At 69.0% G+C, this 25,092-nt stretch carries 23 protein-coding genes and 1 pseudogene; 21 read left to right on the top strand and 3 right to left on the bottom strand.

Translation table 11 applies throughout. The features are described 5' to 3' along the window. Positions 1 to 48: 48 nt before the first annotated feature. Positions 49 to 867: an IclR family transcriptional regulator gene (locus ACZ50Q_RS08110; protein WP_464081120.1), complete on the bottom strand. Its 819-nt coding sequence runs from the start codon at positions 865 to 867 to the stop codon at positions 49 to 51. A gap of 141 nt (positions 868 to 1,008) precedes the next feature. Between ACZ50Q_RS08110 and ACZ50Q_RS08115 the strand changes: the two genes are divergently transcribed. From ACZ50Q_RS08115 to ACZ50Q_RS08125, 3 genes are read left to right on the top strand one after another with little or no spacing between them, the layout of a single operon-like run. Beyond that, positions 1,009 to 1,824 carry an enoyl-CoA hydratase/isomerase family protein gene (locus tag ACZ50Q_RS08115; protein ID WP_092582633.1) on the top strand — a complete coding sequence of 272 codons (816 nt, stop codon included), beginning with the start codon at positions 1,009 to 1,011 and terminating at the stop codon, positions 1,822 to 1,824. Further along, positions 1,821 to 3,926, top strand: coding sequence for an acetate--CoA ligase family protein (locus tag ACZ50Q_RS08120; RefSeq protein WP_464081121.1), 2,106 nt, complete (start codon positions 1,821 to 1,823; stop codon positions 3,924 to 3,926). The genes ACZ50Q_RS08115 and ACZ50Q_RS08120 overlap by 4 nt, the downstream gene beginning before the upstream one ends. Positions 3,927 to 3,956: 30 nt before the next feature. Further along, on the top strand, positions 3,957 to 4,949 hold the full coding sequence (locus ACZ50Q_RS08125; protein ID WP_076515408.1) for a tripartite tricarboxylate transporter substrate binding protein: 993 nt from the start codon (positions 3,957 to 3,959) through the stop codon (positions 4,947 to 4,949). Between the two features lie 61 nt (positions 4,950 to 5,010). Here the strand turns inward: ACZ50Q_RS08125 and ACZ50Q_RS08130 are convergent, their stop codons facing one another. Further along, positions 5,011 to 5,997: a Bug family tripartite tricarboxylate transporter substrate binding protein gene (locus ACZ50Q_RS08130; protein ID WP_464081122.1), complete on the bottom strand. Its 987-nt coding sequence runs from the start codon at positions 5,995 to 5,997 to the stop codon at positions 5,011 to 5,013. 89 nt (positions 5,998 to 6,086) lie between these two features. Continuing rightward, entirely contained in the window at positions 6,087 to 7,316 is a 1,230-nt protein-coding gene (locus ACZ50Q_RS08135; RefSeq protein WP_464081123.1) for a CaiB/BaiF CoA transferase family protein, read from the bottom strand. 172 nt (positions 7,317 to 7,488) lie between these two features. On the opposite strand from ACZ50Q_RS08135, the gene ACZ50Q_RS08140 reads away from it, so the two are divergent. The 18 genes and pseudogenes from ACZ50Q_RS08140 (at position 7,489) to ACZ50Q_RS08225 (ending at position 24,582) form a co-directional block, all read left to right on the top strand. Then, positions 7,489 to 8,700, top strand: a complete 1,212-nt coding sequence (locus tag ACZ50Q_RS08140; RefSeq protein ID WP_464081124.1) for an ABC transporter substrate-binding protein — start codon at positions 7,489 to 7,491, stop codon at positions 8,698 to 8,700. A 27-nt stretch (positions 8,701 to 8,727) separates the two neighbouring features. Continuing rightward, positions 8,728 to 9,567, top strand: a complete 840-nt coding sequence (locus ACZ50Q_RS08145; RefSeq protein WP_464081125.1) for an HTD2 family dehydratase — start codon at positions 8,728 to 8,730, stop codon at positions 9,565 to 9,567. Between the two features lie 46 nt (positions 9,568 to 9,613). Then, complete coding sequence (locus ACZ50Q_RS08150) at positions 9,614 to 10,369, top strand: SDR family NAD(P)-dependent oxidoreductase (RefSeq protein WP_076515398.1); 756 nt, start codon at positions 9,614 to 9,616, stop codon at positions 10,367 to 10,369. A 28-nt stretch (positions 10,370 to 10,397) separates the two neighbouring features. Then, positions 10,398 to 11,333, top strand: coding sequence for an NAD(P)-dependent oxidoreductase (locus tag ACZ50Q_RS08155; protein ID WP_464081126.1), 936 nt, complete (start codon positions 10,398 to 10,400; stop codon positions 11,331 to 11,333). Further along, entirely contained in the window at positions 11,326 to 12,204 is an 879-nt protein-coding gene (locus tag ACZ50Q_RS08160; RefSeq protein ID WP_464081127.1) for a branched-chain amino acid ABC transporter permease, read from the top strand. Before ACZ50Q_RS08155 ends, ACZ50Q_RS08160 begins: the two co-directional genes overlap by 8 nt. After that, entirely contained in the window at positions 12,197 to 13,192 is a 996-nt protein-coding gene (locus ACZ50Q_RS08165) for a branched-chain amino acid ABC transporter permease (protein ID WP_464081128.1), read from the top strand. The genes ACZ50Q_RS08160 and ACZ50Q_RS08165 overlap by 8 nt, the downstream gene beginning before the upstream one ends. Beyond that, complete coding sequence (locus tag ACZ50Q_RS08170; protein WP_464081129.1) at positions 13,189 to 13,977, top strand: ABC transporter ATP-binding protein; 789 nt, start codon at positions 13,189 to 13,191, stop codon at positions 13,975 to 13,977. Before ACZ50Q_RS08165 ends, ACZ50Q_RS08170 begins: the two co-directional genes overlap by 4 nt. Then, complete coding sequence (locus ACZ50Q_RS08175) at positions 13,970 to 14,743, top strand: ABC transporter ATP-binding protein (RefSeq protein ID WP_464081130.1); 774 nt, start codon at positions 13,970 to 13,972, stop codon at positions 14,741 to 14,743. Before ACZ50Q_RS08170 ends, ACZ50Q_RS08175 begins: the two co-directional genes overlap by 8 nt. A gap of 11 nt (positions 14,744 to 14,754) precedes the next feature. Then, a complete protein-coding gene (locus tag ACZ50Q_RS08180) occupies positions 14,755 to 15,699 on the top strand; it encodes an SMP-30/gluconolactonase/LRE family protein (RefSeq protein ID WP_464081131.1) in 945 nt (314 codons plus the stop codon). Continuing rightward, positions 15,696 to 16,715: a Bug family tripartite tricarboxylate transporter substrate binding protein gene (locus ACZ50Q_RS08185; RefSeq protein WP_464081132.1), complete on the top strand. Its 1,020-nt coding sequence runs from the start codon at positions 15,696 to 15,698 to the stop codon at positions 16,713 to 16,715. Before ACZ50Q_RS08180 ends, ACZ50Q_RS08185 begins: the two co-directional genes overlap by 4 nt. Before the next feature lie 99 nt (positions 16,716 to 16,814). Beyond that, positions 16,815 to 18,017: an FAS1-like dehydratase domain-containing protein gene (locus ACZ50Q_RS08190; RefSeq protein ID WP_464081133.1), complete on the top strand. Its 1,203-nt coding sequence runs from the start codon at positions 16,815 to 16,817 to the stop codon at positions 18,015 to 18,017. A 37-nt stretch (positions 18,018 to 18,054) separates the two neighbouring features. Further along, positions 18,055 to 19,218, top strand: coding sequence for a CoA transferase (locus tag ACZ50Q_RS08195; protein WP_464081134.1), 1,164 nt, complete (start codon positions 18,055 to 18,057; stop codon positions 19,216 to 19,218). Next, positions 19,215 to 20,447, top strand: a complete 1,233-nt coding sequence (locus ACZ50Q_RS08200) for a CaiB/BaiF CoA transferase family protein (protein WP_464081135.1) — start codon at positions 19,215 to 19,217, stop codon at positions 20,445 to 20,447. The genes ACZ50Q_RS08195 and ACZ50Q_RS08200 overlap by 4 nt, the downstream gene beginning before the upstream one ends. A gap of 59 nt (positions 20,448 to 20,506) precedes the next feature. Further along, on the top strand, positions 20,507 to 21,088 hold the full coding sequence (locus ACZ50Q_RS08205; RefSeq protein WP_076515378.1) for a cysteine hydrolase family protein: 582 nt from the start codon (positions 20,507 to 20,509) through the stop codon (positions 21,086 to 21,088). Between the two features lie 7 nt (positions 21,089 to 21,095). Next, positions 21,096 to 21,908: pseudogene (locus ACZ50Q_RS08210) on the top strand (HpcH/HpaI aldolase/citrate lyase family protein). A gap of 80 nt (positions 21,909 to 21,988) precedes the next feature. Continuing rightward, the gene (locus ACZ50Q_RS08215) at positions 21,989 to 22,636 is read left to right on the top strand and encodes a GntR family transcriptional regulator (protein WP_464081136.1); all 648 of its coding nucleotides are present in this window, start codon (positions 21,989 to 21,991) and stop codon (positions 22,634 to 22,636) included. Between the two features lie 147 nt (positions 22,637 to 22,783). Further along, positions 22,784 to 23,377 (top strand): lipid-binding SYLF domain-containing protein, encoded by a 594-nt coding sequence (locus ACZ50Q_RS08220; protein WP_464081137.1) that lies wholly within the window; start codon positions 22,784 to 22,786, stop codon positions 23,375 to 23,377. Positions 23,378 to 23,481: 104 nt separating this feature from the next. Continuing rightward, positions 23,482 to 24,582: an NAD(P)-dependent alcohol dehydrogenase gene (locus ACZ50Q_RS08225; RefSeq protein WP_076515370.1), complete on the top strand. Its 1,101-nt coding sequence runs from the start codon at positions 23,482 to 23,484 to the stop codon at positions 24,580 to 24,582. Positions 24,583 to 25,092: the final 510 nt, after the last annotated feature.

A 25,092-nucleotide genomic window follows, 5' to 3' on the forward strand; every position in this document is an offset into this window, starting at 1 on the left:
GCCGGGTCCGCCGCCGTCAGCGACCGCGCCAGGCGAATCCGGCCTGCTTCAATCGGCCGGCGCCTGGATTTCCAGTTGATGCGCGATCCTGGCCTTCAGCGCCAGCAGGTCCTGCGCGTGCTGCCGCGCGACCACGGACGGCGCATCGTCGGTGATCAGGCTGATGTTCAGCGCCAGCGCCAGTTCGCCCTGGCCGCGCAGCGGCGTGGACATCGCCACCACGCCGGGCTGCCAGGACGCGACGCAATATCCCTGCGCCGCCACCTTGGCGATGGCTGCGTCGATATCCGCGCGGATGGGCTTCCAGGCGGCGCTGCGATAGGTGCGACGGATCTGGTCCAGCAACGTCTCGCGCGCGCCGGCCGGCAGCGTGGCGAGGTACGCGCGGCCCAGCGAGGTCAGTTCGATCGGAACCCGCTGCCCCGCGACGATGGTGCGTAGCGACGCCCTGCGGTTGTAGCGGATGGATTCCAGGTAAACCATCTCGGCGCGGTCGGCGCTGGCCAGTCCCACGTTCATCCGCAGCTTGACCGACAGATCGCGCATCAGAGGCGTGGCCGCGCGGAGCACGGGCGAGGCGGCGCGCATGGCGTGCCCCAGGCTGAGCACGGGTGCGGCCAGGCGGTAGGCGCGCGCGCGCCGGTCGTGTTCCAGAAAGCCGCTGGTCACGAGGGTCTGGGTCAGGCGGCTGACCGTGGCGGCGGACAGGCCGGTGCGTTCGGCGAGCTCGCCGTTGCCCAGCAGATCCGTGCCGGGCTTGAACGCGCGAAGAATCTCCAGGCCGCGCTCCAGCGATCGGTTCTGGCTGACGCCGGTAAAGCGCCGGCTGTCGCCGGACGGCGTTGAGGGCTTGGGGGGCGTATTCATGCAATTCCACTCCGTGGAAATGGGACGGTGTATTTGCGCACTGTAGCGCCTACCGTGTCGTCATTGCCAGCCGCCAAGTCCGAGATGGTCCGCGATGGTCCGCGATGCGCAGCGGCTGGCCCACAACGACGGAGCACGAATATGGCTGACTACGAATTCATCAGGCTGCAATCGCAGGACGGCGTGGCGACGCTGACGCTGAACCGGCCTGACAAGCGCAACGCGATCAGCGACGCGATGCGCGGCGAACTGATCCACGCGCTTGAGCTTGTCACCCAGGACCGCGCCATCCGCGCGCTGGTGCTGACCGGAGAAGGCAAGGGCTTCTGCGCGGGCGGGGACATTGCGGGCATGCAGCGCCGGATGGACGCGCCGGCCGGCGAGGTCGGGTTCAACGGGTGGTCGCGCCAGCAGCGCGTGCACCACGCGCAAAGCCTGCTGCATCGCATGCCCAAGCCGACGATCGCGGCGGTGAACGGCGCGGCGGCGGGCCTGGGGGCCGATACCGCGCTGAGCTGCGATTTCATCGTGGCCTCGGAGAGCGCTTCGTTCACATGGAGCTACATCGCGCGCGGACTGATCCCGGACGGCGGCGGCCTGTATTTCCTGCCGCGCCGCGTCGGGCTGGCGCGCGCGAAGGAATTGATCTTCTCCGGCCGCCGGGTCCTGGCCCAGGAGGCGTTGCAGTTGGGCATCGCCGACCGGCTGGCGCCCGCGGGCACGGAGGTGGAAGCGGCCCAGGCCTGGGCCGCGGCCTTGAGCCAGGGCTCGGCCACGGCGCTGGCGCTGGGCAAGTCGATCCTGGACCAGAGTTTCGAGCTGACCGCCGACCAGGTCTTCGCCATGGGCAGCCAGGCGCAGGGCATCTGCTACACCAGCGCCGAACATCGCGCATCCGTGGCCGCGTTCCTGGAGAACATGGCCCAGGCCGCCCGCGGCCGGGGAGACGCCCAATGAGCGCCCTCGACAAGCTGCTGCGGCCGCGCAGCGTGGCGGTGGTGGGCGCCTCGGCCGACCCGGCCAAGACCTCGGGCCGGCCGGTGGCCTACCTGCGCAAGCACGGATTCCAAGGCAGCATCTATCCCGTGAACCCCCGGGCGTCCGACATCGACGGGCTGCGTTGCTATCACGACGTGCGCGCCTTGCCGCAGGCGCCGGACGTCGCCATCGTGGTGCTGGGCGCGGAGCGCACCCAAGATGCCGTGCGCGAGCTCGCCGCCATCGGCACGGGCGCGGCCATCGTGCTTGCCAGCGGCTACACCGAGGCCGGGGAGGAGGGGGCGCGCCGCCAGCACGAGCTGCGCGAGGCCGCCGGCGCCATGCGCATCCTGGGGCCGAACACGATCGGCCTGGTCAACCTGACGGACCGCATCACGCTATCTGCCAGCGGCGCCCTGGAGCTCGACGCGCTGCACGCCGGCCCCATCGGCCTGGTCTCGCAAAGCGGGGGCATCCTGGGCGCGCTGCTGTCGCGGGCCGCCGCCCGCGGCATAGGCCTGTCCAAGCTGATCTCGACCAGCAACGAGGCCGACCTCGACCTGGCCGACTTCGTCGACGCGCTGGCCGACGATCCGGCCACCCGCGTCATCGCCTTGTATGTCGAGAGCATCCGCCATCCCGCCAGGTTCCGCGCCGCCGCGCGCAAGGCCCTGGAAGCTGGCAAGCCGGTGGTGGCGTTCAAGATCGGGCGTTCGGAATCGGGCGCCCGGGCAGCCGCGTCGCACACGGGCGCGCTGGCTGGGGCGGATGCCATGTACGACGCGCTGTTCGAGGACGCCGGCGTCATCCGGGCCCAAGCGTTTTCCGACCTGCTGGATATTCCGGCCGCGCTGGCGCATGAGCGCACGCTGCGAGGCCGCCGCGTCGCGATCCTGACTTCGACGGGCGGCGCGGGCACCCTGGTGGCCGACTGCCTGGGCCTGGCGGGCTTCGAACTGCCGCCGCCCGATGCGGCGACCGGCGCCGCCCTGCGCGCCCTGCAGCCGGGCGGCCATGCGGTCCTGGACCGCAACCCCATCGACGTGACCCTCGCGGGCCTGCAGCCCGACCTGCTTCGGGGCGCGATCCGCATCATGCTGGACAGCGGCGGCCACGACGCGCTGGTGGTGGTCGTGGGCTCGTCCGGCGTCGCCCAGCCCGAGCTGATGGCAGGCGCGCTGAAGGACACGCTGGCGGACGCCGGCAAGCCCGTGTTGTCGTACATCAGCCCGCACGCGCCGCGCGCCGCGGAAGTGCTCGGCCGCTACGGCATTCCCGCGTTCCACACGCCGGAGGGCGTCAGCGCCGCGATGGCGGCGATGTGGCAAGTGCAGGGGCGCGCCCAGCCATCCAGGGCGCAGGCGCCGCGCGCGCCGCTGCCCGTCGCCGCGCCCGTCGAAGAAAGCGGGTCGCTGGACGAGGCGCAGGCCAAGGCGCTCTTTGCGCGCCATGGCATTCCGGGCGTCAGGGAAATCGTCGTGCGCACCGGAGAAGAGGCCGCGCAGGCCGCCGCCCGGCTGGGGCCGCGCGTCGTGCTCAAGCTGCTGTCGCGCGAGATCACGCACAAGAGCGACGTGGGCGGCGTGGCCGTCGGTGTGGCGCGGGAAGACGTGCCTGCGCGGCTGCGGCAGATGGCCGACGACGTCCAGCGCCACGCCGGCAGCCGGCCGCAGGCCTTCCTGGTCCAGGAGATGGTCACCGGCGCGGCGGAACTGATCGTCGGCCTGCACCGGGATCCCCTGGGGTCGGCGATTCTGCTCGGCATGGGAGGCGTCGTCGCCGAACTGGTCCGGGATACGACGCTGCTGATGCTGCCCGCTGACGGCGGCGGCCTCACACCGGAGCAGGTGCTTGCGGGGCTGCGTCGCTTGAAGACGTGGCCGTTGCTGGACGGCTACCGCGGGCGCGAGCGCGCGGACGTGCCGGCGCTGGTCGAGGCGGTGGTGGCGTTCTCGCGGATGGCCGCGGCCTTGGAGGACAGGCTGGCCGAGGCCGAGATCAACCCGCTCTTCGTGCGGCCCTTGGGCCAGGGCGTCTGCGCCGCGGACGGCGTGGCCGTCCTGCGGGAGCGGTCGAAGTAGTTCAGGCAGGTGGACAAACAGGAGACAACCATGAAACAGAAGAACCTATTCACGCGCGGCGGCATGGCCCTTGCGGCGGCCGTCCTGGCGCTGGGCGCCGCTGCGGCACCGCAGGCGCGCGCGGCATTTCCGGACAGACCCTTGCGCATCGTGGTGCCGTTCACGCCGGGCGGCGGCACCGACCTCATCGCGCGCCAGCTCGCCAAGGGCCTGACGCAGGAACTCGGCCAGACCGTCGTCGTTGAAAACCGTCCGGGCGGCAGCACCATCATCGGCACCGAGAACGTGGCCAAAAGCCCGCCGGACGGCTACACCCTGCTGATGTCCACTTTCGCCCACGCCGTGAATCCGGCCATCCACAAGAAGCTGCCCTACGACACCGACCGCGCCTTTGCCCCGGTGGCGATGATAGGCAAATCGCCGAACGTGCTGGTCGTCTCGCCGAAGTCGCCCTTCAAGAGCGTGCAGGACATCCTGGCCTACGCGCGCGCCCATCCGGGCAAGCTGACGTTCGGCTCCTATGGCAACGGCACGTCGGCGCACCTGGCCGGGGAACTCTTCAAGAGCCTGGGCAAGGTCGATATCCTGCATGTGCCCTACAAGGGCGCGGGCCCCGGCATCAACGACCTGATCGGCGGGCAGATCGACATGATTTTCTCGACCTCGGCCAGCGTCAGCAGCCACATCAAGAGCGGCCAGTTGCGCGCGCTTGCCGTGACGACGCAGCAGCGTTCGCCGGCCTATCCTGGCGTGCCCACCGTGGCCGAGTCCGGCGAGGCGGGCTACTTCGTGGATAGCTGGTACGGGGTCTTCGTGCCGGAAGGCACGCCCGCCGCGGTGATCGACCGGTTGAATGCCGCGATCCGGAAAGCCTCGCAGGACCCCGAGTTCCGCGCGGCGCTGGAGCTTGAAGGCCTGGCGCCCGACGTGGGCACGCCAGCGGCGCTGGGACAATACGTCAAGGAAGAAGAAGCGCGCTGGAGCCGGATCGTTCGCGACGCCGGCATTACCGACAAGCCGTAAAGGCGACACGCGGCCGGGCGGCTCGCCTTGCCGGCCGCCGTGACGCGCCGGGCCCGGCGGCTCACTCGATCTTGATGTCCGCCTTGCGCGCCACGTCGCGCCACCGCTGCAGGTCCGCCTTCAGTTCCGCGCTGAACTGCGCGGGCGTGTCCAGCACCGGCTCCACGCCGCGCGTGACCAGCGCCTGCCGCGCGTCGGGCGCGCCCATGCCGGTCTTGAGCGCCTCATACAGGCGCTCGGCCAGGGCGGGGTCCAGCTTGGGCGGCGCCAGCACGCCGAACCAGGTCGTGGTCTGGAAGCCGGGCAAGCCGGCTTCCTTTACGGTCGGAATGTCTCGCGCCGTGTCCGAGCGCGCCGGGCCGGTCACCGCAATGGCGCGAAGCTGGCCGCTCTGGATGAGGGGCAGCGACGAGGGCAGGGTGTCGAAGTAGGCATCGACGCGCCCGCCGATGAGGTCCGTGATTACCTGGCTGCTGCCCTTGTAGGGCACGTGCTGGAAGTTCGACACCCCTGACGACTGGACGAACAGCGCCGCGGCCATGTGGGTGATGTTGCCCGTGCCTGCCGATCCGTACGGCACGGGCGTGCGGCTGGCCTTGGCGTAGTTCAGGAATTCGCCCAGCGTCCTGGCGGGCAGCTTGGGATTCACGACCAGCACGAGCGGGGTGTAGCCCACCTGCGTGATCGGCGTGAAGTCGCGCAGCGGGTCGTAGGGCAGGCGCGATGACAGCGCCGGGCTGATGGATTGCGAGGCCGTGACGCCCAGCAGCAGCGTATAGCCATCCGCCGCGGCCCGCGCGACCTCGGCTGCGGCGATGGTGCCGTTGGCGCCTGCCTTGTTGTCCACGACGACGCTGGCGTGCAGGGATTCGCCCAGCCGCTGCGCGACCTGCCGCGCCACGAAGTCGGCGCCGCCGCCCGGCGGAAAGCCGACGACCAGGCGGATGGGCCGGTCGGGATAGCCCGCGGCGGAGGCGGTGGCGGCGGCGAACAGCAAGCCGGCGATGGCGGCCTTGAACAGGCCGGGCACAACTGGGTTGAGCTTCATCTTCTGTCTCCTCGGTTCTCGCCGCGCTGTCGCGCCCGTTGTCGGTCCGGTCGTCGTTGGGGCGTGATTGCGGCGCCTTTATACGCGGGTCATGCCTGCTTGCGCACGGGCGCCCATGCGAAATCGCCCGGCCGGCCGGCGCAGGCGGCGCCGTTGTCGATCAGCGCCTCGCACGCGTCGGGCGTAAGCCCCGCGGCCAGCAGCACATCCCGCGTGTGTTCGCCCAGATCCGGCGGCGGCAGCGTCGCCACGCCGTCGCGGGCGGCATCCCGGCGCGGAAACTCCGGCACGTCGAACGCCAGGTCGCGGTAGCGCACGCTGCGCAGCTTGCCGGGCTGGCGCGCCTGCTCGGCGTCCAGCACGCGTTCCAGCGGCAGGACTTCCGTGCTGCCGACGCCCGCCATCCGCAGCCGCGCGGTGGCGTCGTCGAACGTCCGGGCGCCGATCGCCTTCCGGACGATGTCTTCGACCCGCTCGCGCGCCTTCTTCCTGTCCTTCAGGGCGGCGAGCGAGGCGTCGGCGGCCTCGGGCAGTTGCATTGCCTGGCAGAACTTAAACCAGTGTGCGTCGGTCAGCATCAGCAGGTACATCCAGCGTTCGTCGGAGGTCAGGTAGGCGCCGTACCCCGGCATGCTGAATTCGCCATGCGGCTCGCGTTCCGGCCGCCCAAGGAGCTGGGTCTTGAGCTGCACGCCCACCAGGTCGCGCGATGCGACGTGCAAGCCGGTTTCGTACAGGCCGATCTCCACGTGGCCGCCTTCCTTGGCGGCTTCCGGCTGCAGCATGCGGGCGAGGATGCCGATGACGGCATAGGCGCCGGCGAACTGGTCGTGGTAGGACGGCCCCAGCCGGCTGGGGCGGCCATCGATGCGGTTGGCCTCCATGACGCCGGTGGACGCTTCGGCGACGGGGTTGGAAGCCAGGTCGTCCGCCTGCGGCCCGTCCGCATAGCCGCGGATGTGGCAATAGATGAGACGCGGATTGATCGCCTGGCATTCCGCCTTGGTGAGCTTGAGCTTGCGCGCCGCCTTGGGCGCGAGGTTGTGCACGAATGCGTCGGCCGTCTCCAGCATTTTCAGGAAGGCGGCGTGGCCGTCCGGGCGGGCGAGATCCAGGCACACGCTTTTCTTGCCATGGCTGTAGGCGATGAAGGTGCCGCTCGGGCCGCCGCGGACCAGACTGCGGGTGGGATCGCCGCGCGGCGGCTCCACCTTGATTACTTCGGCGCCAAGCTGGGCAAGGATGTGCGAGGCAAAAGGGGCGGCAAGCATGGTGCCCAGTTCAATGACGCGGCGTCCCGCGAGGGGTGGGGAGTGCATGGTGTCTCCTGGCGTTGGTCTTGAAAGAATGCATTCTATATGTTCAAGGTTTGCCCAGTACAACGCATTTTGCTAGGGAAAGCCCGTATTTTTCGCGGCTAGTAAATATATAGAATGCATTCTTAGTCGCTCAGCAGACGGCGGCAATCGAAGAACAACCAGGAGACACAACGTGCACAGAAGGACTTTTCTTTCCGGTTGTGCGGCGGCAGCCTCGATTTCGCTTCCAGGCTGGGCGCGCGCGCAGTCCGTTTCTCCCGGCATCGATACGGCCAGCAAGACGGTCACGGTCGGCGCCTTCACCCCCATCACGGGCCCGGTGCCGTTCTATGCGATCCTCTCCCGCGCCGCCGACGCCTGCTTCAAATGGATCAACGAGACCGACGCGCTGAACGGCTGGAAGATCAAGCTGGTCACGTATGACGACGGCTATGAGCCGGCCCGCAGCGTCGCCGTCACGCGCCGCCTGGTCGAAGAGAACAAGATCTTCGCGCTGGCCGCGCCCGTCGGCACGGCGCAATCCGTGGCGGTGATTCCCTACGCCAAGGAAGTCGGCCTGCCGATGATCGGCCCCATCGGCGGCGCGACGGCGCTTTTTGCGGAACGGCTGGTGTTCCCGCTGCTGCCCGACTACGGCTGGTCCGCGGCCTCGAACCTGGATTACGCCTTCAGCGGCCTGAACGCCGACCGTGTGGCGTTGCTATGGGAAAACGACGAGCTGGGCCGCTCGGCCAAGCGCGGCTTCGACATGCTCATGGCCGCCAACAAAAAGCAGCCCGCCGAGTCCATCCCCTTCGAGGTGCGCAGCACCGATTTCACGCCCCACGTGCGCCGCATCGCCAACGCCAAGGCGGACGTCGTGATCCTGTTCGGCTCCAACGCCAACCTGGCCGCGGCGCTCAAGACCGCGGACCGGCTGGGCTATCAGGGCAAGTGGATGGCGCCGTTCTTCACCGCCGATCCCACCACCTACAAGCTGGCCGGCCCGTTGCTGGACGGCGCGTATTTTTCCTCGTGGCTGATGCCGGTGGACGCGGACGACGCCAACATCAAGGCCTACCGCGACACCGTGGCCAAGCACTATCCCAACGACCCGATCGGCGTCTTCGGCCTGAACGGCTGGAGCAACGCGGCGCTGTTCGCCAAGGGATTCCAGATGCTGCTGGCCAGCGGCAAGCCGTTGACGCGCGCGAACCTGGTGGATGTCATGGAGACCATGACAAATCAGACCGTCGGGGGCGCGCGCGAGGTGACCTTCAAGCCCGGCGACCACCGGGGCGCGCGCCAGGAAGGGATCATCCAGGCCGTGTCCGGCGGCAGCTTCAAGCTGGTGCGGGACTTCAAGCCCTATCCGGCCGACGTGTTCGATGCCAAGCTGGCCTAGGCCGGCACACAGTAAAGGAGTGCCCGCGTGAGCAATGCATATGAAGAATGGGTCGGCCGCGAAGAAGCGCATACGCAGCGCATCGACGCGGCGGCCGTGGCGGCGATGGCGGCAACGCTGGACCTGGAAGGCGCACCGCGCGCGGGCGAACCGCTGCCGCCCGGCTGGCAGTGGCTGTTCTTCAATCCGGCCGCGCGCCGCAGCGGGCTGGGCGAAGATGGCCATCCGCGGCGCGGCGGCTTTCTGCCGCCCATCGACCTGCCGCGCCGCATGTGGGCGGGCAGCAGGATCAACTACCTGGCGGACCTGCCCATCGGTGAGCAGGCCACGCGGCGCAGCCGCATCGTGAAGGTCGAGAACAAGGTCGGCAAGCGCGGCGCGTTGTGGTTCGTGACGGTCCAGCACACGACGCAGTGCAACGGGACGGACTGCATCGTCGAGGAACAGGACATCGTCTACCGCGAGGCGCCGCCGCCCGGCGCGGCCGCCGCGACGCCGACGCGGCACGAGGCCGAGGCGCGCTGGGGCCGCGAGGTCCGGCCCGACACGACGCTGTTGTTCCGCTATTCGGCGCTGACCTTCAACGGGCATCGCATCCATTACGACCAGGCCTACGCGCGCAACGAAGAAGGCTATCCGGACCTCGTCGTGCATGGGCCCCTGACCGCCACGCTGCTGCAGCAGCTTGCGGTGGAGCACGGAGAAGGACGCGGCCTGGCGCGCTTTGACTTTCGCGGCGTCAGCCCCTTGTTCGTATCGCGCGCCTTCCACATAGAAGGCCACACGCAGGAAGACGGCGCGTTCGCGCTGTGGGCGCGCGGGCCGGACGGCGAATTGGCGATGTCCGCCACGGCGGTGCTGCGGTAAGGCGCGGCGCGGCCCGGATAAAAACACTGACAGGAGACAAGAGAAGATGGCACAGCATTTGAGCGGTCCGGCGAATCTTGAAGGCCAGGTTGCGTTCATCACCGGCGGCGCGGGCGCCATGGGTCAGGCGATCGCCAAGGCATTCCGGCAGGCAGGCGCGCGCGTCATTGCGACGGACCGCGTGGCGCCCGAGGAGCTTGGGCAGGCGCTGGGCGGCGGCATCGACTATCGCCGCTACGACGTGACCTCGCGCGCCGAGACCGACCAGGTCATCGACGCGGTGCTGGCCGAATACGGCCGGATCGACATCCTGGTGCTGTGCGCGGGCATCATCGCCCGCACGCCGCTGGGCGACAGCACCGATGACGAATGGGACGCGGTGATGTCCGTCAACGTGCGCGGCGTGGTCAATCCGGCGCGCAAGCTGTTTCCGCTGATGTGCAGGCAGGGCTTCGGCAAGATCCTGGCGGCCGGCTCCATCGCCGCCAAGAACGGCGGCGTGGCGTCGGGACCGGCCTACGTCGCGTCCAAGGCGGCCGTGCACGGCATGATGCGCTGGATCGCCAAGGCCGGCGCGCCGCACGGCGTCTATGCCAACACCCTGGCCCCGGGACCCGTCGAGACGGCGATGTGGGCCAGCGTCACCAGCGGCGGCGCGCCCTCGGCCAACGGCACCGTGCCGCTGGGCCGCTACGGCAACGCCGACGACATCGCGCAGGCGGCACTGTTCCTGTGCTCGCCCGCGTCCAACTGGATCACGGGCACGTCGCTGGACATCAGCGGCGGCATGTGGATGGACTGACGACCGCCGACGCAGACAGGAGCCACGCATGACCGCAGATACCCTACCCGTGATCGGCTTTATCGGCCTGGGCGTGATGGGCGGCCCGATGTGCCGCAACATGGCCGTCAAGCACGCCGGCGACGTCATCGCCTTTGACACGAACCCGCAGGCCCACGCGCTGCTGGACGGCAGCGGCGCGCACCGCGCCGGTTCGGTGGCCGAGGTGGCCGAACGCGCCGACGTGGTGTTCCTGTCGCTGCCCGGCGGCCCGCAGGTGGAAGCGGTTTGCCTGGGCGAGGGCGGCCTTGCCCGCGGCGCGCGCCGTCCCGCCGTGATCGTCGACCTCAGCACCACCACGGTGGCGTCGGCCCGCGCGACGGCGCAGCGCCTTGCCGACCTGGGCGTCGCATTCGCCGACGCACCCGTCGCCCGCACCCGCGAAGCGGCGCAGCGCGGCGAATTGAGCATCATGGTGGGCGCGGACGAGGCGCTGTATGCGCGCATCGAGCCGCTGCTGCGCTACATCGGCTCGGACGTGACGCGCTGCGGCGAGACGGGCTGCGGTCAGGTGGTCAAGCTCATCAACAATGCGCTGGTGTTCGAGAACACCGTGGCCCTGGCCGAGATGATGGTGCTGGGCGAGCGCGCCGGCGTGCAGCCGGCGGTGCTGCTGGATGCGGTGTCCAAAGGGTCGGGCGACAGCTTCGTGCTGCGCAACCACGGGCGCCGGGCGATGCTGCCGCGGGAATTTCCCGAAAAATCCTTTCCGCCTGAATACGCGCTCAAGGATCTGGGCTACGTGCTGGAGCTTGCCGGGCAGACGGGACTGACGGCGCGCGTCACGGAACTGGCCCAACGGTATTACGCGGCGACGGCCAGCGGCGGATGGAGCGGCCGCTACTTCCCGTCGGTGATCGAAATCATCGATCGCGGCGACGGCGCCGGCGTGGCGTCGGCGCAGCAGGAGTCCGGCCATGGATGATTTCATCGGACTCATCTGGGCGGGCGTGGTCAGCGGCTGCCTCTACGCCATGGGTGCGATCGGCATCGTGCTGATCTACAAGAGCTCGAATGTCGTGAACTTCGCGCACGGCAACCTGGCGGGCCTGGCGGCGTTCCTGGTGTTCGGCTTCACGGCCGGCCTGTTCGCGAACCTGGCCTGGGGCGCGGCCGTGGTGCTTACGCTGGCGGTCATGGTGGCGGTAATGGCGGTCAGCTACTTCCTGATCGCGCCGCTGGTCTTCAAGTCGGACCTGACCAGCACCATCGCCACCCTTGGCGTGGGCCTGATCGCGCAGGGGGCGACGCAATTGCTCTTCGGCTCGAACGTGGTGTCGCTGGACCTGCCGCTGCCCGCGTGGCGCGGCCAGATCGGTCCGATCCGCATCACCGCCTATGACCTCGCGGTGCTGGGCGCGACCGCCGTCGCCATCGGGCTGCTGTACCTTCTGATCGAACGCACCCGCATCGGCATTGCGTTCCGCGCGGTGTCGGCCAATCCCTACGCCAGCCGCGTGTGCGGGCTGAACCTGCGCCGGGTGCATCTGTTTTCGTGGATCACGGCCGGCGTGCTGGGGCTGATCGCGTCGCTGCTGATCGTGCCGACGACGTTCCTGTCCTCGACCAGCGTGTCTTCCTTCATGCTCCAGGCGTTCGCTGCGGCCGTCGTGGGCGGCTTCAACAGCCTGCCGGGCGCGGTGCTGGGCGGCATCCTGATCGGCGCCATCATGAACCTGCTGTCGTTCTATGTCTCGGCCGAGTTCAACAACACCTATCTGCTGCTGACGATCCTGCTGGTGCTCAATGTGTTCCCGAAGGGCGTTCTGGCAATCCGGGGAGGCGCCCGTGTCTAGCGTGATCATGTCATCCAACCGCCTGGCGGCGGACGCAAAGCCGGCCGCGGTCGCCGCGGCGCCGCGGCGCCTGATGGCGGGCGTGGGCGTGGCCGGCGTGGTGGTCCTGGCGTTGCTGCCCCTGGTGGCGGGCGGCTACTGGACCTACACCCTGGGCCTGTGCTTTGCCAACGCCATTGCCATCATTTCGGTGAGCTTTCTGGTGCGCTACGGCGGCGAGGTTTCGATCGGCCATGGCGTGTTCGTCGCGGCCGGCGCGTATACCGTCGCCCTGATGGAAAAATACCTGGGCGTGTCGCTGCTGGCCAGCCTGCCGCTGGCGGCGGTCTCGGGCGCTTTCCTGGGGCTGCTCTTCGCCTATCCCTCGCGCTATCTGTCGGGCATCTACCTGGCCGTCGCCACGATGGCGCTGGCGCTGGCCCTGCCCGAGGTGCTGCTGCATTTCTCGTCGGTGTCGGGCGGCTACGAAGGGTTGTACGTCAAGCTGGACGCGCTGCCCGGCATCGCCAAGGAAACGCAGCGCTATTACCTGCCGCTGGCCGGGCTGGTCGCCGTCGCGCTGCTGCTGCGCCACTTCCGCCGCTCGCGCCAGGCGATGGCGCTGCTGCTGATCCGCGCCTCGCCGCACGCGGCCGAATCGTTCGGCGTGCGCCGCAGCTGGGCGCGCCTGTCGTGCATGGCCCTGAGCGGCGCCATCGCGGCCATCGCCGGCGCTCTGCTGTCGTTCAGCTCGTCAACCGTGTCGCCCAACAGCTTTACGTTGTGGACCTCGATCTTCCTGTTGGTGGGCTCGGTGGTCAGCCTGTATTCGATGTCGATCCTGGGCAGCCTGCTGGGCGGCCTGTTCCTGACGCTCATGCCCCTGCTGCTGGCCGGCGCGGGCGACTGGGTGCCCATCCTGTACGGCTCGGCGCTGCTGGCCGTGGTGCTGGGCGTCAATGCGCTGCCCGCCAAGCTGCGCGCCCGTCTGCACGGAGGCAATCCATGAGCGCGCAAGCCACGCTGGACCGCGATCCGCTGGTGGTCGAAGACCTGTCGCTGTCGTTCGGCGGCATCCAGGTGCTGCAACACATTGCCCTGCACCTGAAGGCGGGCGAGATCACCGGGCTGATCGGACCGAACGGGGCGGGCAAGACCAGCTTTTTCAATTGCCTGACCGGGCTGTACTCGCCGCAACAAGGCAGCATCCGGCTGGGCAGCCAGCGCCTGGAGGGCGTGCCGCCCACCGGCCGCGCGGCGCTGGGCTTCTCCCGCAGCTTCCAGCATGTGGCGCTGTGCCCGGAGCTGACCATGGCCGAGAACGTCATGATCGGCCTGGACCGGCAGTCGTCGGCCGGCTGGCTGGACGCCTTCCTGCCCTTGCCCGGCGGCCGCGCCGAGCGCAGCCGCAACCGTGAGCGCGCGCTGGCGGCGCTGGACCGGCTGGGCGTGCTGCACGTGGCCGACGACTATCCCGCGCAGCTTCCGCCGGGCGTGCTGCGCCTGGCGGAGATCGCGCGCGCCATCGCCGGCGATCCGCGGGTGCTGCTGCTGGACGAGCCCGCGGCCGGCTTGAATTCCATCGAAACGGGCGACCTGTCCAGCGCCCTGAAGCGCCTGCGCGCGCCCGGGCTGGTGCTGGTGGTGGTGGAACACGACATGGACCTGATCATGGACGTCTGCGACACCATCCACGTGCTGAACGTGGGGCGGCTGCTGGCCTCGGGCAGCCCCGGGCAGGTGCGGAGCAATCCCGACGTCGTGCGGGTCTATCTGGGAGACGAGGATGCATGACGGAGCATCGACGCTGCTGGCGGTGGAAGGATTGACGGTGCGGTACGGCGCCGGGCCGGTCGTGCACGGCATCGGGCTGTCGGTGGGCGCGGCGTCTGTCGCCGCGCTGCTGGGCGCAAATGGGGCGGGCAAGTCCAGCACCTTGCGGGCGATCGCCGGGCTTGAGCCCGCGCAGGGCCGGATCCTGCTCGATGGGCAGGACATCACTGGCCTGTCGGCGGCGCAGCGCTTTCGGCGCGGCATCGTGTACGTGCCGGAAGGGCGTGCCATCGTGACGGACCTGACGGTGGGCGAGAACCTCATCCTGGGCTCTTACTTCGTCGATGCGCGCACGCGGGCGCGGCGGGAACAGATGGTGATGGACTTCTTTCCCGAGATCGCGGGGCGGCGCAACGCGCCGGCCGGCCTGCTCAGCGGCGGCGAGCAACAGATGCTGGCGATCGGCCGCGGCCTGATGTCCGGCCCGCGCCTGCTCCTGCTGGACGAGCCCTCGCTGGGACTGGCGCCCCTGCTGGTGGCGCGCGTGTATGAGCGCCTGGCCGCCATCCAGCGGGAACAGAAGCTCGCGGCGCTGCTGGTGGAGCAGAGCTTTCACGTCGCGGCGCGGCTGGCCGAGCGGGCCTGGGTGCTGCGGCACGGCCATATCGTGGGCGAACTGGACGAGCAGGCGCTGCGCAGCCGCGAAGGACGCCAGCGCGCGATCGACGCCTATCTGGGCGCGCGAGGGCAGGCCAGCCCGTCCGCCACGTCCGCCACCCACGCATGAAAGGAACCGAGATGGAACATACGAAGCTGCAAGGCGAGGTCCTGGCGAGCGGACTGGAATTCCCGGAGGGGCCCGTGGCCATGCCGGACGGCAGCGTGCTGGTGGTGGAGATCGCCGCGGGACGTCTGACGCGCGTGCTGCCCGATGGCGAGCTGCGCAAGGTGGCCGAGCTGGGCGGCGGGCCGAACGGCGCGGCCTTGGGTCCGGACGGGCACGTCTACGTCTGCAACAACGGCGGGTTCAGCTGGCGCACCGACAACGGCTTCACGCGGCCGACCGGCCCGGCGGCCGACTACGCGGGCGGCAGCATCCAGCGCGTGGACGTGGCGACCGGCGCAGTGCAGACGCTTTACACGCACTGCGACGGCGTGGCGCTGCACGGCCCCAACGACATCGTCTTCGATGCGCACGGCGGCTTCTGGTTCACCGATTTCGGCAAGACCTTTGAAGACCGCATCCTGCGCGGCGCGGTGTATTACGCCCGCGCCGACGGCAGCCACATCCGCCGCGCGGCGCATCCCGTGCTGACGCCCAACGGCGTCGGCCTGTCGCCGGACGGCCGCGTGCTCTACGTGGCAGAGACCGAGACGAGCCGGCTGTGGTCGTACCCGGTCCTGGAGGGCGAGCGCGGACAGCTGGGCGCCGAACCCTGGCCGTCGCCCAACGGCGGGCGGCTGGTGCATGGCCTGCCGGGCTATCAACGCTTCGATTCGCTGGCGCTGGAAGCGGGCGGCAACATCTGCGTCGCCACGCTCGTGCGCGGCGGCATCAGCGTGTTCTCGCCGGGTGGCGAGCTGCTGGAGTTCCACGAGGCGCCCGAAGGTTATTGCACCAATATCTGCTTCGGGGGTGCCGACCGGCGCACCGCTTACATCACCCTGTCGGGGCACGGCCAGCTTTTCGCCGCGCGCTGGCCTCGCGCCGGACTGGCGCTCAACGGGGGAGGCTCCCAATGAACCTTCACGCAAAGGACGCATCGATGAAGCGCTCGAAGAACCCCGCCCGCCGGTCGGCCATCGCAGCCATGTTGGGCGCGGCGGCCCTGTGGGTTCTGCCCCCGGCGGCCGTCGCGCAGGCGTGGCCCGACAAGCCCATCCGTGTCATCGTGCCGTACGCGGCCGGGCAGGGCGCCGACGTGCTGGCGCGTCTGGTGTTCCAGGAAATCGGCAAACGCCTGAACCAGCCCATCGTGATCGAGAACCGGGCGGGGGCGGGCGGCAATATCGGCTCGGCCGCGGCGGCGCGCGCCCCGGCGGACGGCTACACCTTTCTGTTTGGCACCAACGCCACCAACGCGGCCAACGAATTCCTCTACGCCAACCCCGGCTACGACGCCGCGAAGGATTTCGTGGGCGTGGCCATGATCGGCCTGTTGCCGATGGTGATTGCCACGTCGGACGCGGATCTGCCCGCCAACAGCGTGCCGGCGCTGATCGAGCGGGCCCGCGCCAAGCCCAATGCGTTGAACGTGGGCCTGCCCAGCACCACCGCGCAGGTCGTCTTCGCCGAGTTCGTGAAGTCCGCGCAGGCGCCGCTCTTCGCCGTCAAGTACAAGGCGTCCGGCCAGTCGCTGACGGACACGATGGGAGGGCAGATTCCGCTGGCGATCGACACCGTCACCGCGGCCCGTCCGCACCTGGCGAGCGGCAAGCTGCGCGCGGTGGCGATCACCTCGCTCAAGGCGAGCGACATGCTGCCGGGCGTCAAGTCCGTGGCCGAGCAGGGCGTGCAGGGGTTCGACGTGGTGGCCTGGGATGCGCTCTTCGCGCCACGCGGCACGCCGGCCCATATCGTCCAGGAACTTGGCGGCCACATCCGGCATGTGCTCGAACAGCCGGACATGCGCCGCCGGATGCTGGATATCGGCGTCGAACCGCTGGTGATGCCGCCCGCGCAACTGGATGCCTTCGTCAAGGACGAACGCCAGAAGTGGGGCGACATCATCAAGGCCGCCGGGATCCGCATCGAATAACCGCCACCGAAAGCGCCATCGCGCGCCCCTTTTTTTGATTACTTGAAGAATGCATTCTGCATTCCGTTGATAGCAAGGAGCATCAAAGTGAGCAATGTCATGAGTCTTCCCCAAGCCGATGTCGGAAACGCGCCCGCCGAAGGCCGCATCACCGACGAGGCCGTCGCCGCCGCCCGCGCGATGATCGGCCTGCACCTGCGGCCCGAAGGGCCTTACCTGCAGGACGCCACGGCGGACACCCTGCGCAACTGGTGCAACGGCATCGGCGACCTGAATCCGCTGTACCGCGATACCGGCTACGCCGCGGGCACGCGCTACGGCACCTTGCTCGGCCATCCCATGTTCCCCATGGCGTTCGGCTGGCTGGGCCGCACCCGCTGGGGCCTGCCCGGCGTGCACGGCTTCTACGCCGGCAACGATTGGGAGCTGTTCCGTCACGTCCGTCCCGGCGACCGCATCACCGCCATCGAACGCGTGGTGGGCGTCGAGGAAAAAGAGAGCAAATTCTCGGGCCGCCTGGTGCTGCAGTACGTGGAGGCCAGCTACTACAACCAGCGCGGCGAACTGGTCGCCCGCGCGCTGGGCACGTGCACCCGCCACGAGCGCAAGGCCGCGCGTGAAACCGGCAAGTACAAAGAGATCGTCCAGCACGAATACTCCGACGAGGAACGCGACCGCATCGACCAGATGGTGCTGGACGAGCCCAAGAACATCCGCGGCGCCAATGTGCGCTACTGGGAAGACGTGCAGGAGGGCGAGGAACTGCCGACGATCGCACGCGGTCCGCTGTCGCTGATGGACACGATGGGATTCCTGGTGGGCTGCGGGCGCGGGCATACGCACGGCGTCGTGCTGCAGGCGGCCGTCAAGCATCCGGGCCACTTCTTCCGCAACCCCGAAGCAGGCGGCGGCGTGGAATACACCGGCATCGGCCATCACCGCGAGTCCGTGGCCAAGGAAGTCGGCGTGCCCGGCACCTATGACTACGGCCCGCAGCGTTCGTCGTGGATGTGCTCGCTGGTGACCAACTGGATGGGCGACGCCGGCGTCATCAAGCGCGTGCGCACCGAAATGCGCCGCTTCAACATCATGGGCGACACGACCTTCTGCAAGGGTAAGGTGGTCCGCAAGTACGTGAAGGACAAGACCGGCCTGGTGGACATCGAGCTGGCGGCGGAGAACCAGCGCGGCGAACTGACCACGCCGGGGATCGCCACCGTGGCCCTGCCGTCTCGCGACGTGCGGCTGCCGGCCTTCCTGGACGGTTCGGGCGTCGACCTCGAACTGCCGGTGACGCGCTGATCCGGCCCGCGGCCGCAACCTTTCGAGGCAGCCCCTTATGCAGTCCAACGAAACGCCACACACCGCCACCTTGCCGTTGTCCGGATGCCGCGTCCTGGAGCGTTCAAACACGGTGGCGGCCGCCTATGCCGGACGGATGCTTGCCGCCCTGGGCGCGCGGGTCGTGATGCTGGAGCCGCCCGGCGGTTCGCGCCTGCGGCAGGCGCCGCCGCTGACAGACGACGGCGAAAGCGCGCTCTTCGCGTACCTCGCGGTGGGCAAGCGCAGCCTGCAGGCCGACCTCGCGTTGCCCGCCGGCCGCGACCTGCTCGACCGCGAACTGGCGCGCGCCGACATCCTGATCGACGACACGCCGGTGCGCGACCGGGAAACGCTGGGCCTCGTCCCGGGCGACATCGGCCGGCGCTTTCCCGGCCTGGTCCACGTCAGCGTCCTGCCGTTCGGCGCCCAGGGGCCCAAGGCCGATTGGGACGGCGAGGAAGTCAATCTGCTGCACGCGGGCGGCGAAGGGTTTCTGCTGCCCAACGGCCTGTCCAACGAACTGTTCCCCGACCGGCCGCCCCTGAAGATATACGGCCACTTCGGCGGCTACCAGGGCGGGGCTATGGCGGCGTTTTGCGCGCTGTCGGCATGGTGGGCCGTGCCGGCGAGCGGCGGGCAGTATGTGGACGTGTCGGTGCAGGACGCCGTGCTGTCCGTGGGCGCCTTCGCCTTGCAGCGCCTGGGCGACGGGTCGCTGGAGCACCGGACCAGCCGGCGCTTTCGCTACGGCGGCGTGTTCGAGGCGCAGGACGGGTTCATCGAACTGCTCACGCTGGAGGACCGGCAATGGTCGTCGCTCGTCGACCTGCTGGGCAATCCGGAATGGGCGGCCGATCCCGGGCTGCGCGATCCGCTCGAGCGCAGCCGGCGCGGCGACGAAATCAACGCCCACGTCCGCGCGTGGATGGCGCGCCATCCGGTCGACGACATCGTGCGGCGCGCGCAGGAGCTGGGTGTGCCCGCGGCCAAGTACCGCCTGCCCGCCGAAGTGGTGGCCGGCGAGCAGGAGGCCGCGCGGGGCCTCTTCGCGCCGGCGGTGCTGGCCAACGGGCGTGACGCCCACATCCTGGTCGCGCCGTTTCAGTTCCGTTGCACGCCCTTGCCCAGGAAGGGACGCGTCCCGCCCTTGGGCGACATGGCGCAGGAGACATCCGCATGAACCCATCCGACACCCTCTCCGGCAACCCGCCCCGTGCGCTGCGGGCGCCGCTGGCCGGCGTGCGCATCGCCGATTTCACGATCCACGCGGCCGGCCCGTTCTGCACGCATCTGCTGTCGCAACTGGGCGCCGAGTGCATCAAGATCGAAAGCCTGACGCGGCCCGACGCATTCCGCAAGCCGCACGCCGTCTATGGCCGCATGTCCGCGGCCACGTTCGACCAGGTGTCGGCCAACAAGCTGTCCGTGCGCCTGAACCTGAAGCAGCCCGAGGCCGTGGCGCTCGCCAAGCGGATCGTGGCGCTGTCCGACGTGGCGGCGGAAAGCTTTCGCCCCGGCGTCATGAAGCGACTGGGGCTGTGCTTTGACGCGCTGCGCGAGGTCAAGCCGGATCTCGTGCTGCTGTCCCTGTCGTCCTGCGGCCAGAGCGGCCCGGACTCGCACTTTGCCGGTTATGCGCCGCTGTTCGGCGCATGGGGCGGGCTGGGATGGATGAGCGGCTATAGCGACGGCCCTCCCGTGGAGATGCGGCACGTGATGGACCACGCGGCCGGCGTGCACGCCGCGCTGGCCACGGTGGCCGCGCTGAACCAGCGCCGGCGCACGGGCCAGGCTCAGCACGTGGACCTGGCGGCGCGCGAGGTCGCCTCGGCCATGATCGGCGATGCGCTGGTCCTGGCCAGCCTGGGCATCACCCCCGAGCGGCCGGGCAATGCCGACCTGGCGATGTCCCCGCACGGCGTCTATCCCACCGCGCAGCCGGACCGCTGGCTGACGCTGGCCGTGCGCGACGATGCGCAGTGGCGCACGCTGGCGCGCATGCTGGGTCACGAGGACGACGCCGCGCGCCATCCCGACGCCGCGTCGCGGCTGGCGCATCGCGACGAGATCGACGCCATGGTCACGCAATGGCTTGCGTCGCGCGACGCCGATGCCACGGCCGACGCGTTGCAGCAGGCGGGCCTGTGCGCGCACGTGTCATGGACCATGCAGGACATCGCGTCGGACCCGCATCTGCAGGCCCGCGGCGCCGTCACGCCGGTCGAGGCGCCCGGCATTCCCGCCCGCCTGGCGGTGGGCGCGCCGGCCCGCTTCAGCAAGTCGGACGAGATCGGAATCCGCCGCTTGACGCCCGCCTTGGGCCAGGACGAGGATTATGTCTTCGGCGAACTCCTGGGGCTGGACTCGGCCCAGCGCGCGGACCTGCAGGCGCGCGAGGTCATCCTGTAGGCCCTGCCGACCCGGCCCGCATCCCCAATCTTTTGAACCACAACACTGAGGAAAGCCCGATGAAAGACGCCATCTATCTGGTGCTGGACATGGAGAACGACCTGGTCCACGCCGACGGACCCAATGGCCGCGCCGGCTACGGCGAACAGGTGCGCACCCGCGGCATCGTCGAACATACGCGGCGCGCCGTGGACAAGGCGCGCGCCGCCGGCCTGCCCATCGGCTTCGTGCGCGTGGGCTTTTCGCCCGACTACCGCGAATGCCCGCCCAACTCGCCGATCTTCTCGGGCGCGCGCAAGAACGGCATCTTCAAGCTGGGCGAGTGGGGCACCGAAGTGCATCCCGACCTGGGCCGCCAGCCGCAGGACTTCGACATCGTCAAGCACCGCGTCAGTCCGTTCTACAGCACCAGCCTCGAATCCATCCTGCGCGCCCACGGCATCAAGCGAATCTATTGCTCCGGCATCTCCACCAACGCTGTCGTGCAGGCCACGGTGCGCGAGGGCCACGACCGCGACTACGAAATGATCGTCCTGGAAGACTGCTGCTGCGGCCTGACCGCCGAAGAGCACGACAACGCGATCAAGAGCCTGCAGCGCTTCTGCCGGATCGTCAGCTCCCACGACGTCGTCTTCGAGTGAGGACCTTGTGAACCGACCCAGCCGCAGCCTGCTGTTCGTTCCGGGCGACCGCCCCGAGCGCTACGACCGCGCCGTCGCCAGCGGCGCGCACGAGGTCATCCTGGACCTGGAAGACGCCGTCGCGCCCGCCGCCAAGGACGCGGCCCGCGCCTAGGCGGCCAAATGGCTGGCGAACGGCGGCCAGGCCTGTGTGCGGATCAATCCCCCGGACACCCCTTGGCACGAGGATGACCTGGCGGCGCTGCGCGCCTTGCCCCGGGCCGCCGTCATGCTGCCCAAGGCCAATGCGGGCACGCTCGCGCAGGCGCTGGCCGCCTTGCCCGGCCAGCGCATCATTGCGCTGCTCGAAACCGTGGACGGCTACATGGACCTGCCGGCGCTCGCCCGCCTGCCGGGCCTTGCGCGCATCGCCTTCGGCAGCGTCGACTTCGCCATGGACAGCGGTATCGCGGACCAGGACGATGCGATGACGCCCGTGCGCACGGCCATCGCGTTGGCGTCGCGCCACGCGGGCCTGCCCGCGCCCATCGACGGCGTCAGCCTGGAATTCAACGATCCGGACGCGATGCGGGCGCACGCGGTCCGATCCCGGCGCCTGGGCTTTGGCGGCAAACTGTGCATCCACCCGCGGCAGGTGGCGCAGGTCAACGCGGCCTGGCTGCCCACCGAGGCCGAGCAGTCCTGGGCGCGGCGCGTCCTGGAGGCGTTCGAGGCGAGCGGCGGCGCCGCCACCGCCGTCGACGGCAAGATGATCGACAAGCCGGTGGTCGAGCAGGCGCGGGGTATCGTCGCGCAAGCCGGGAGTGCGGCCATGGCTTAACGGTTAGAATCGGGCCCATATGGGCTTTGCGGCCTGCAAGCAGGTTCATCCGGTTCGTCCGGGCCACTCAGGCTTAATCGATGGAATACCGTACAAAAGAGGAACAGGTCGCTGACTATCTGCGCGAGCGCATCATCTCGGGCGTGTTTCCCCGAGGCTCGCGCCTGAAGCAAGCCGAAATTGCCGAGCAATTGCGCCTGAGCATCACGCCCGTGCGCGAGGCCCTCAAGCTGCTCGAGGCCGAGGGCTATATCAGCGGGGATTCGTACCGGGGAGCGCGCGTCGTTCCCTTCGATGCGGGGGCATCCGCCGAGATCCTGCAACTGCGGCTGCTGCTCGAATCGCAGCTCGTGCGCGCCGCGATCGAACGCATCACCACCCAGGACATCGCCGAGCTGCGCGTACTGGCCGAGGATTTCGCCAAGTCCTTCGCCAGCGGCGACCGCGCCACCGCTCGCGGCATCAACTACCGCTTCCATCGCCAGCTCTATGACATCGCCCAGTTGCCCCAGACCCTGCATTTCGTGCAGATCCTGTGGGCGCGCTATCCGTTCGACCTGATCAATTCGGCCTCGGGCCGCGGCGACGATGCCGTGCGCGAACACGAGGAGATCCTGCAGGCCTTTGCCTCCGGCGACGCGTCGGCCGCCATGCTGGCCATGCGCAAGCACATCGAGTCGGGCTGGAAGGTACTGAAGTCGCTGAGCGACGCCACCCCGGCGGAGTAAGAACCGCCCAGGGTGATGACTTTTGTCAACAACCCTCCCCGGAACTGCGCCAACATGATCGGGCGGACCCACCTCGCGATTTGACCGCGGGTCCTGCCACGGGGAGGCATCATGGGCGTTCGTATCGGTGCAATAGGGCTTCTTCTTATGGTCCTGGCCGTCCTGCACGGGGGCGTGGCCGCCGCGCAGCCGGTGGATCTGATGGCGCCGATTTCTCCGGCCGCGCTCGAACGCGTGAATCAGGACGCCGAAGCCACCCTGCTGCGGCTGTACCGCCAGTCGCCAAAAGCCCAGGCGCTGATCGCCCGGTCTTTCGGGGTGCTGGTGGTGTCCGCCATGCAGGCCGAGGCAGACGCCCCGGGCGTCGCCCAGGGGCGGGGCGTGTTGATCGACGCCGTGGGGGCGCGCAGCTATTACAACGTCGTCGCGAGCCTGGCCTCGTCGGTGCTCGGGCTCAGGGGCAAGGCTCTGGTACTGGTCTTTTCGGACTACGAATCCATGCGCGCGTTCCAGGCCCTGCCGGGCTGGGTTGAGGGTGTCAACGGCGCCATCCAGATTCTGGACGACACGCACCTGGCCAGCCGCCGCGAGCCGGTCATTGAACCCATCGCTGCCTTCATCCTTTCCGATACCGGCCTGGTGCGCGGCCTGTCGCTCAAGGGAAGCCTGTTCATCCGGGTGCCGATGTACCTGTGCGCCGAGCACGCGCAGCCTTCCCCGCCGGAAGCCGCCAAGCCCTGATCGCGGCGCGCCCTGTCTGGCGGGAAACTTGACTTCGGTCAAGTTGCCGCCGGCATGGCGTACTAAGCTGAAGGCGCACCGCCGTTCAACTGCCGGAGTCCACCATGACCGCCACGATGAAAGCTGCCGTCTTTGCAGGTCCGGGCCGCATCGAAATCAGGGAAAAACCCATTCCCGCAGTGGGACCGAACGACGCGCTGATCAAAATCACCACCACCACCATCTGCGGCACCGACATTCACATCCTCAAAGGTGAATACCCGGTCGCACCCGGTCTGACCGTCGGCCATGAACCGGTCGGCATCATCGAGAAGCTGGGAAGCGCCGTCACTGGCTATGAAGAAGGACAGCGCGTGATCGCCGGCGCCATCTGCCCGAACTTCAATTCCTACGCGGCGCAGGACGGCGCGCCATCCCAGGATGGCAGCTACCTGATGGCCAGCGGCCTGTGCGGATGTCATGGATACCGGGCCACCGCCGGATGGCGCTTTGGCAACATCATCGATGGCGCCCAGGCCGAGTATCTGCTGGTGCCCGATGCGCAGGCCAATCTGGCGCCGGTGCCGGACGCCCTGACCGACGAACAGGTGCTGATGTGCCCGGACATCATGTCGACCGGCTTCAAGGGCGCCGAGAATGCCAACATCCGCATCGGCGACACGGTCGCGGTGTTCGCGCAAGGCCCGATCGGACTGTGCGCGACAGCAGGCGCCCGGCTGCTGGGAGCCACCACCGTCATTGGCGTGGACGGCAACGCGCAGCGCCTGGCCATGGCGCGCAACTGGGGCGCCGATGTGGTCCTGAACTTCCACGAATGCGATGTGGTGGAAGAAATCCTGCGGTTGACGGGCGGCAAAGGGGTGGATTCGGCGATTGAAGCCCTGGGGCAGCAGACCACCTTCGAATCCGCCCTGCGCGTGTTGAAGCCAGGCGGAACGCTATCGAGCCTGGGCGTGTATTCCAGCGATCTGACGATCCCCGTGTCGGCGTTCGCGGCGGGCCTGGGCGACCACCGGATAAACACCGCGCTTTGCCCTGGCGGCAAGGAGCGCATGCGGCGCCTCATGAACGTCCTGGAATCCGGCCGGCTGGATTTGAGGAAGATGGTCACGCACCATTTCAGCCTGGACCAGATCACCGACGCCTACGATCTGTTCGGCAATCAGCGCGACAACGTGCTGAAGGTGGCCGTTCGTCCGGCCTAGCCGCGCGGCAAGGCGCCGCGGCCGGGACGTGCCCGGGATTCAAGCGCCGTCGCCATCGGCCGCATCGGCCACCAAATCCGCGCTGCACACGTCGAGCAACGTGTGCAGCGCGGGCGGACACGTTCCACCCCCAATCTTTCGTTGAACGCTCTCGGCGCGGATTTCCAGGCGCGATGGCATTCGGCGCGCTTGGACTTGCCGGCCGCGGTCGCTTCGACCAGACGGCTTCGCGCATCTGGCCTCGCGTCGACGATAAGCAGCCGCTGCACCGCCAGCGGTTGGAGATTGCGCGTCAACGTCGAGGCGTCCATATGCCTATGCCGCGACAGATCGCCGGGCCGAGTGGGACCGAGCCTGATGACGTGCGATAACGAGCGTACTGCATGTTCTTCACCCCGCCTTGTCCAAATGCTCGTCGTAATGCCGTGTCGACAATGCGGTCGAGGCCGCCACGATTCAAAGGCAGACGGACAAACTTGGCGCAGTTCTTCTGGAAGGGAGAGCCAGCGC

It is taken from the genome of Achromobacter sp. T5-5 (assembly GCF_055397965.1).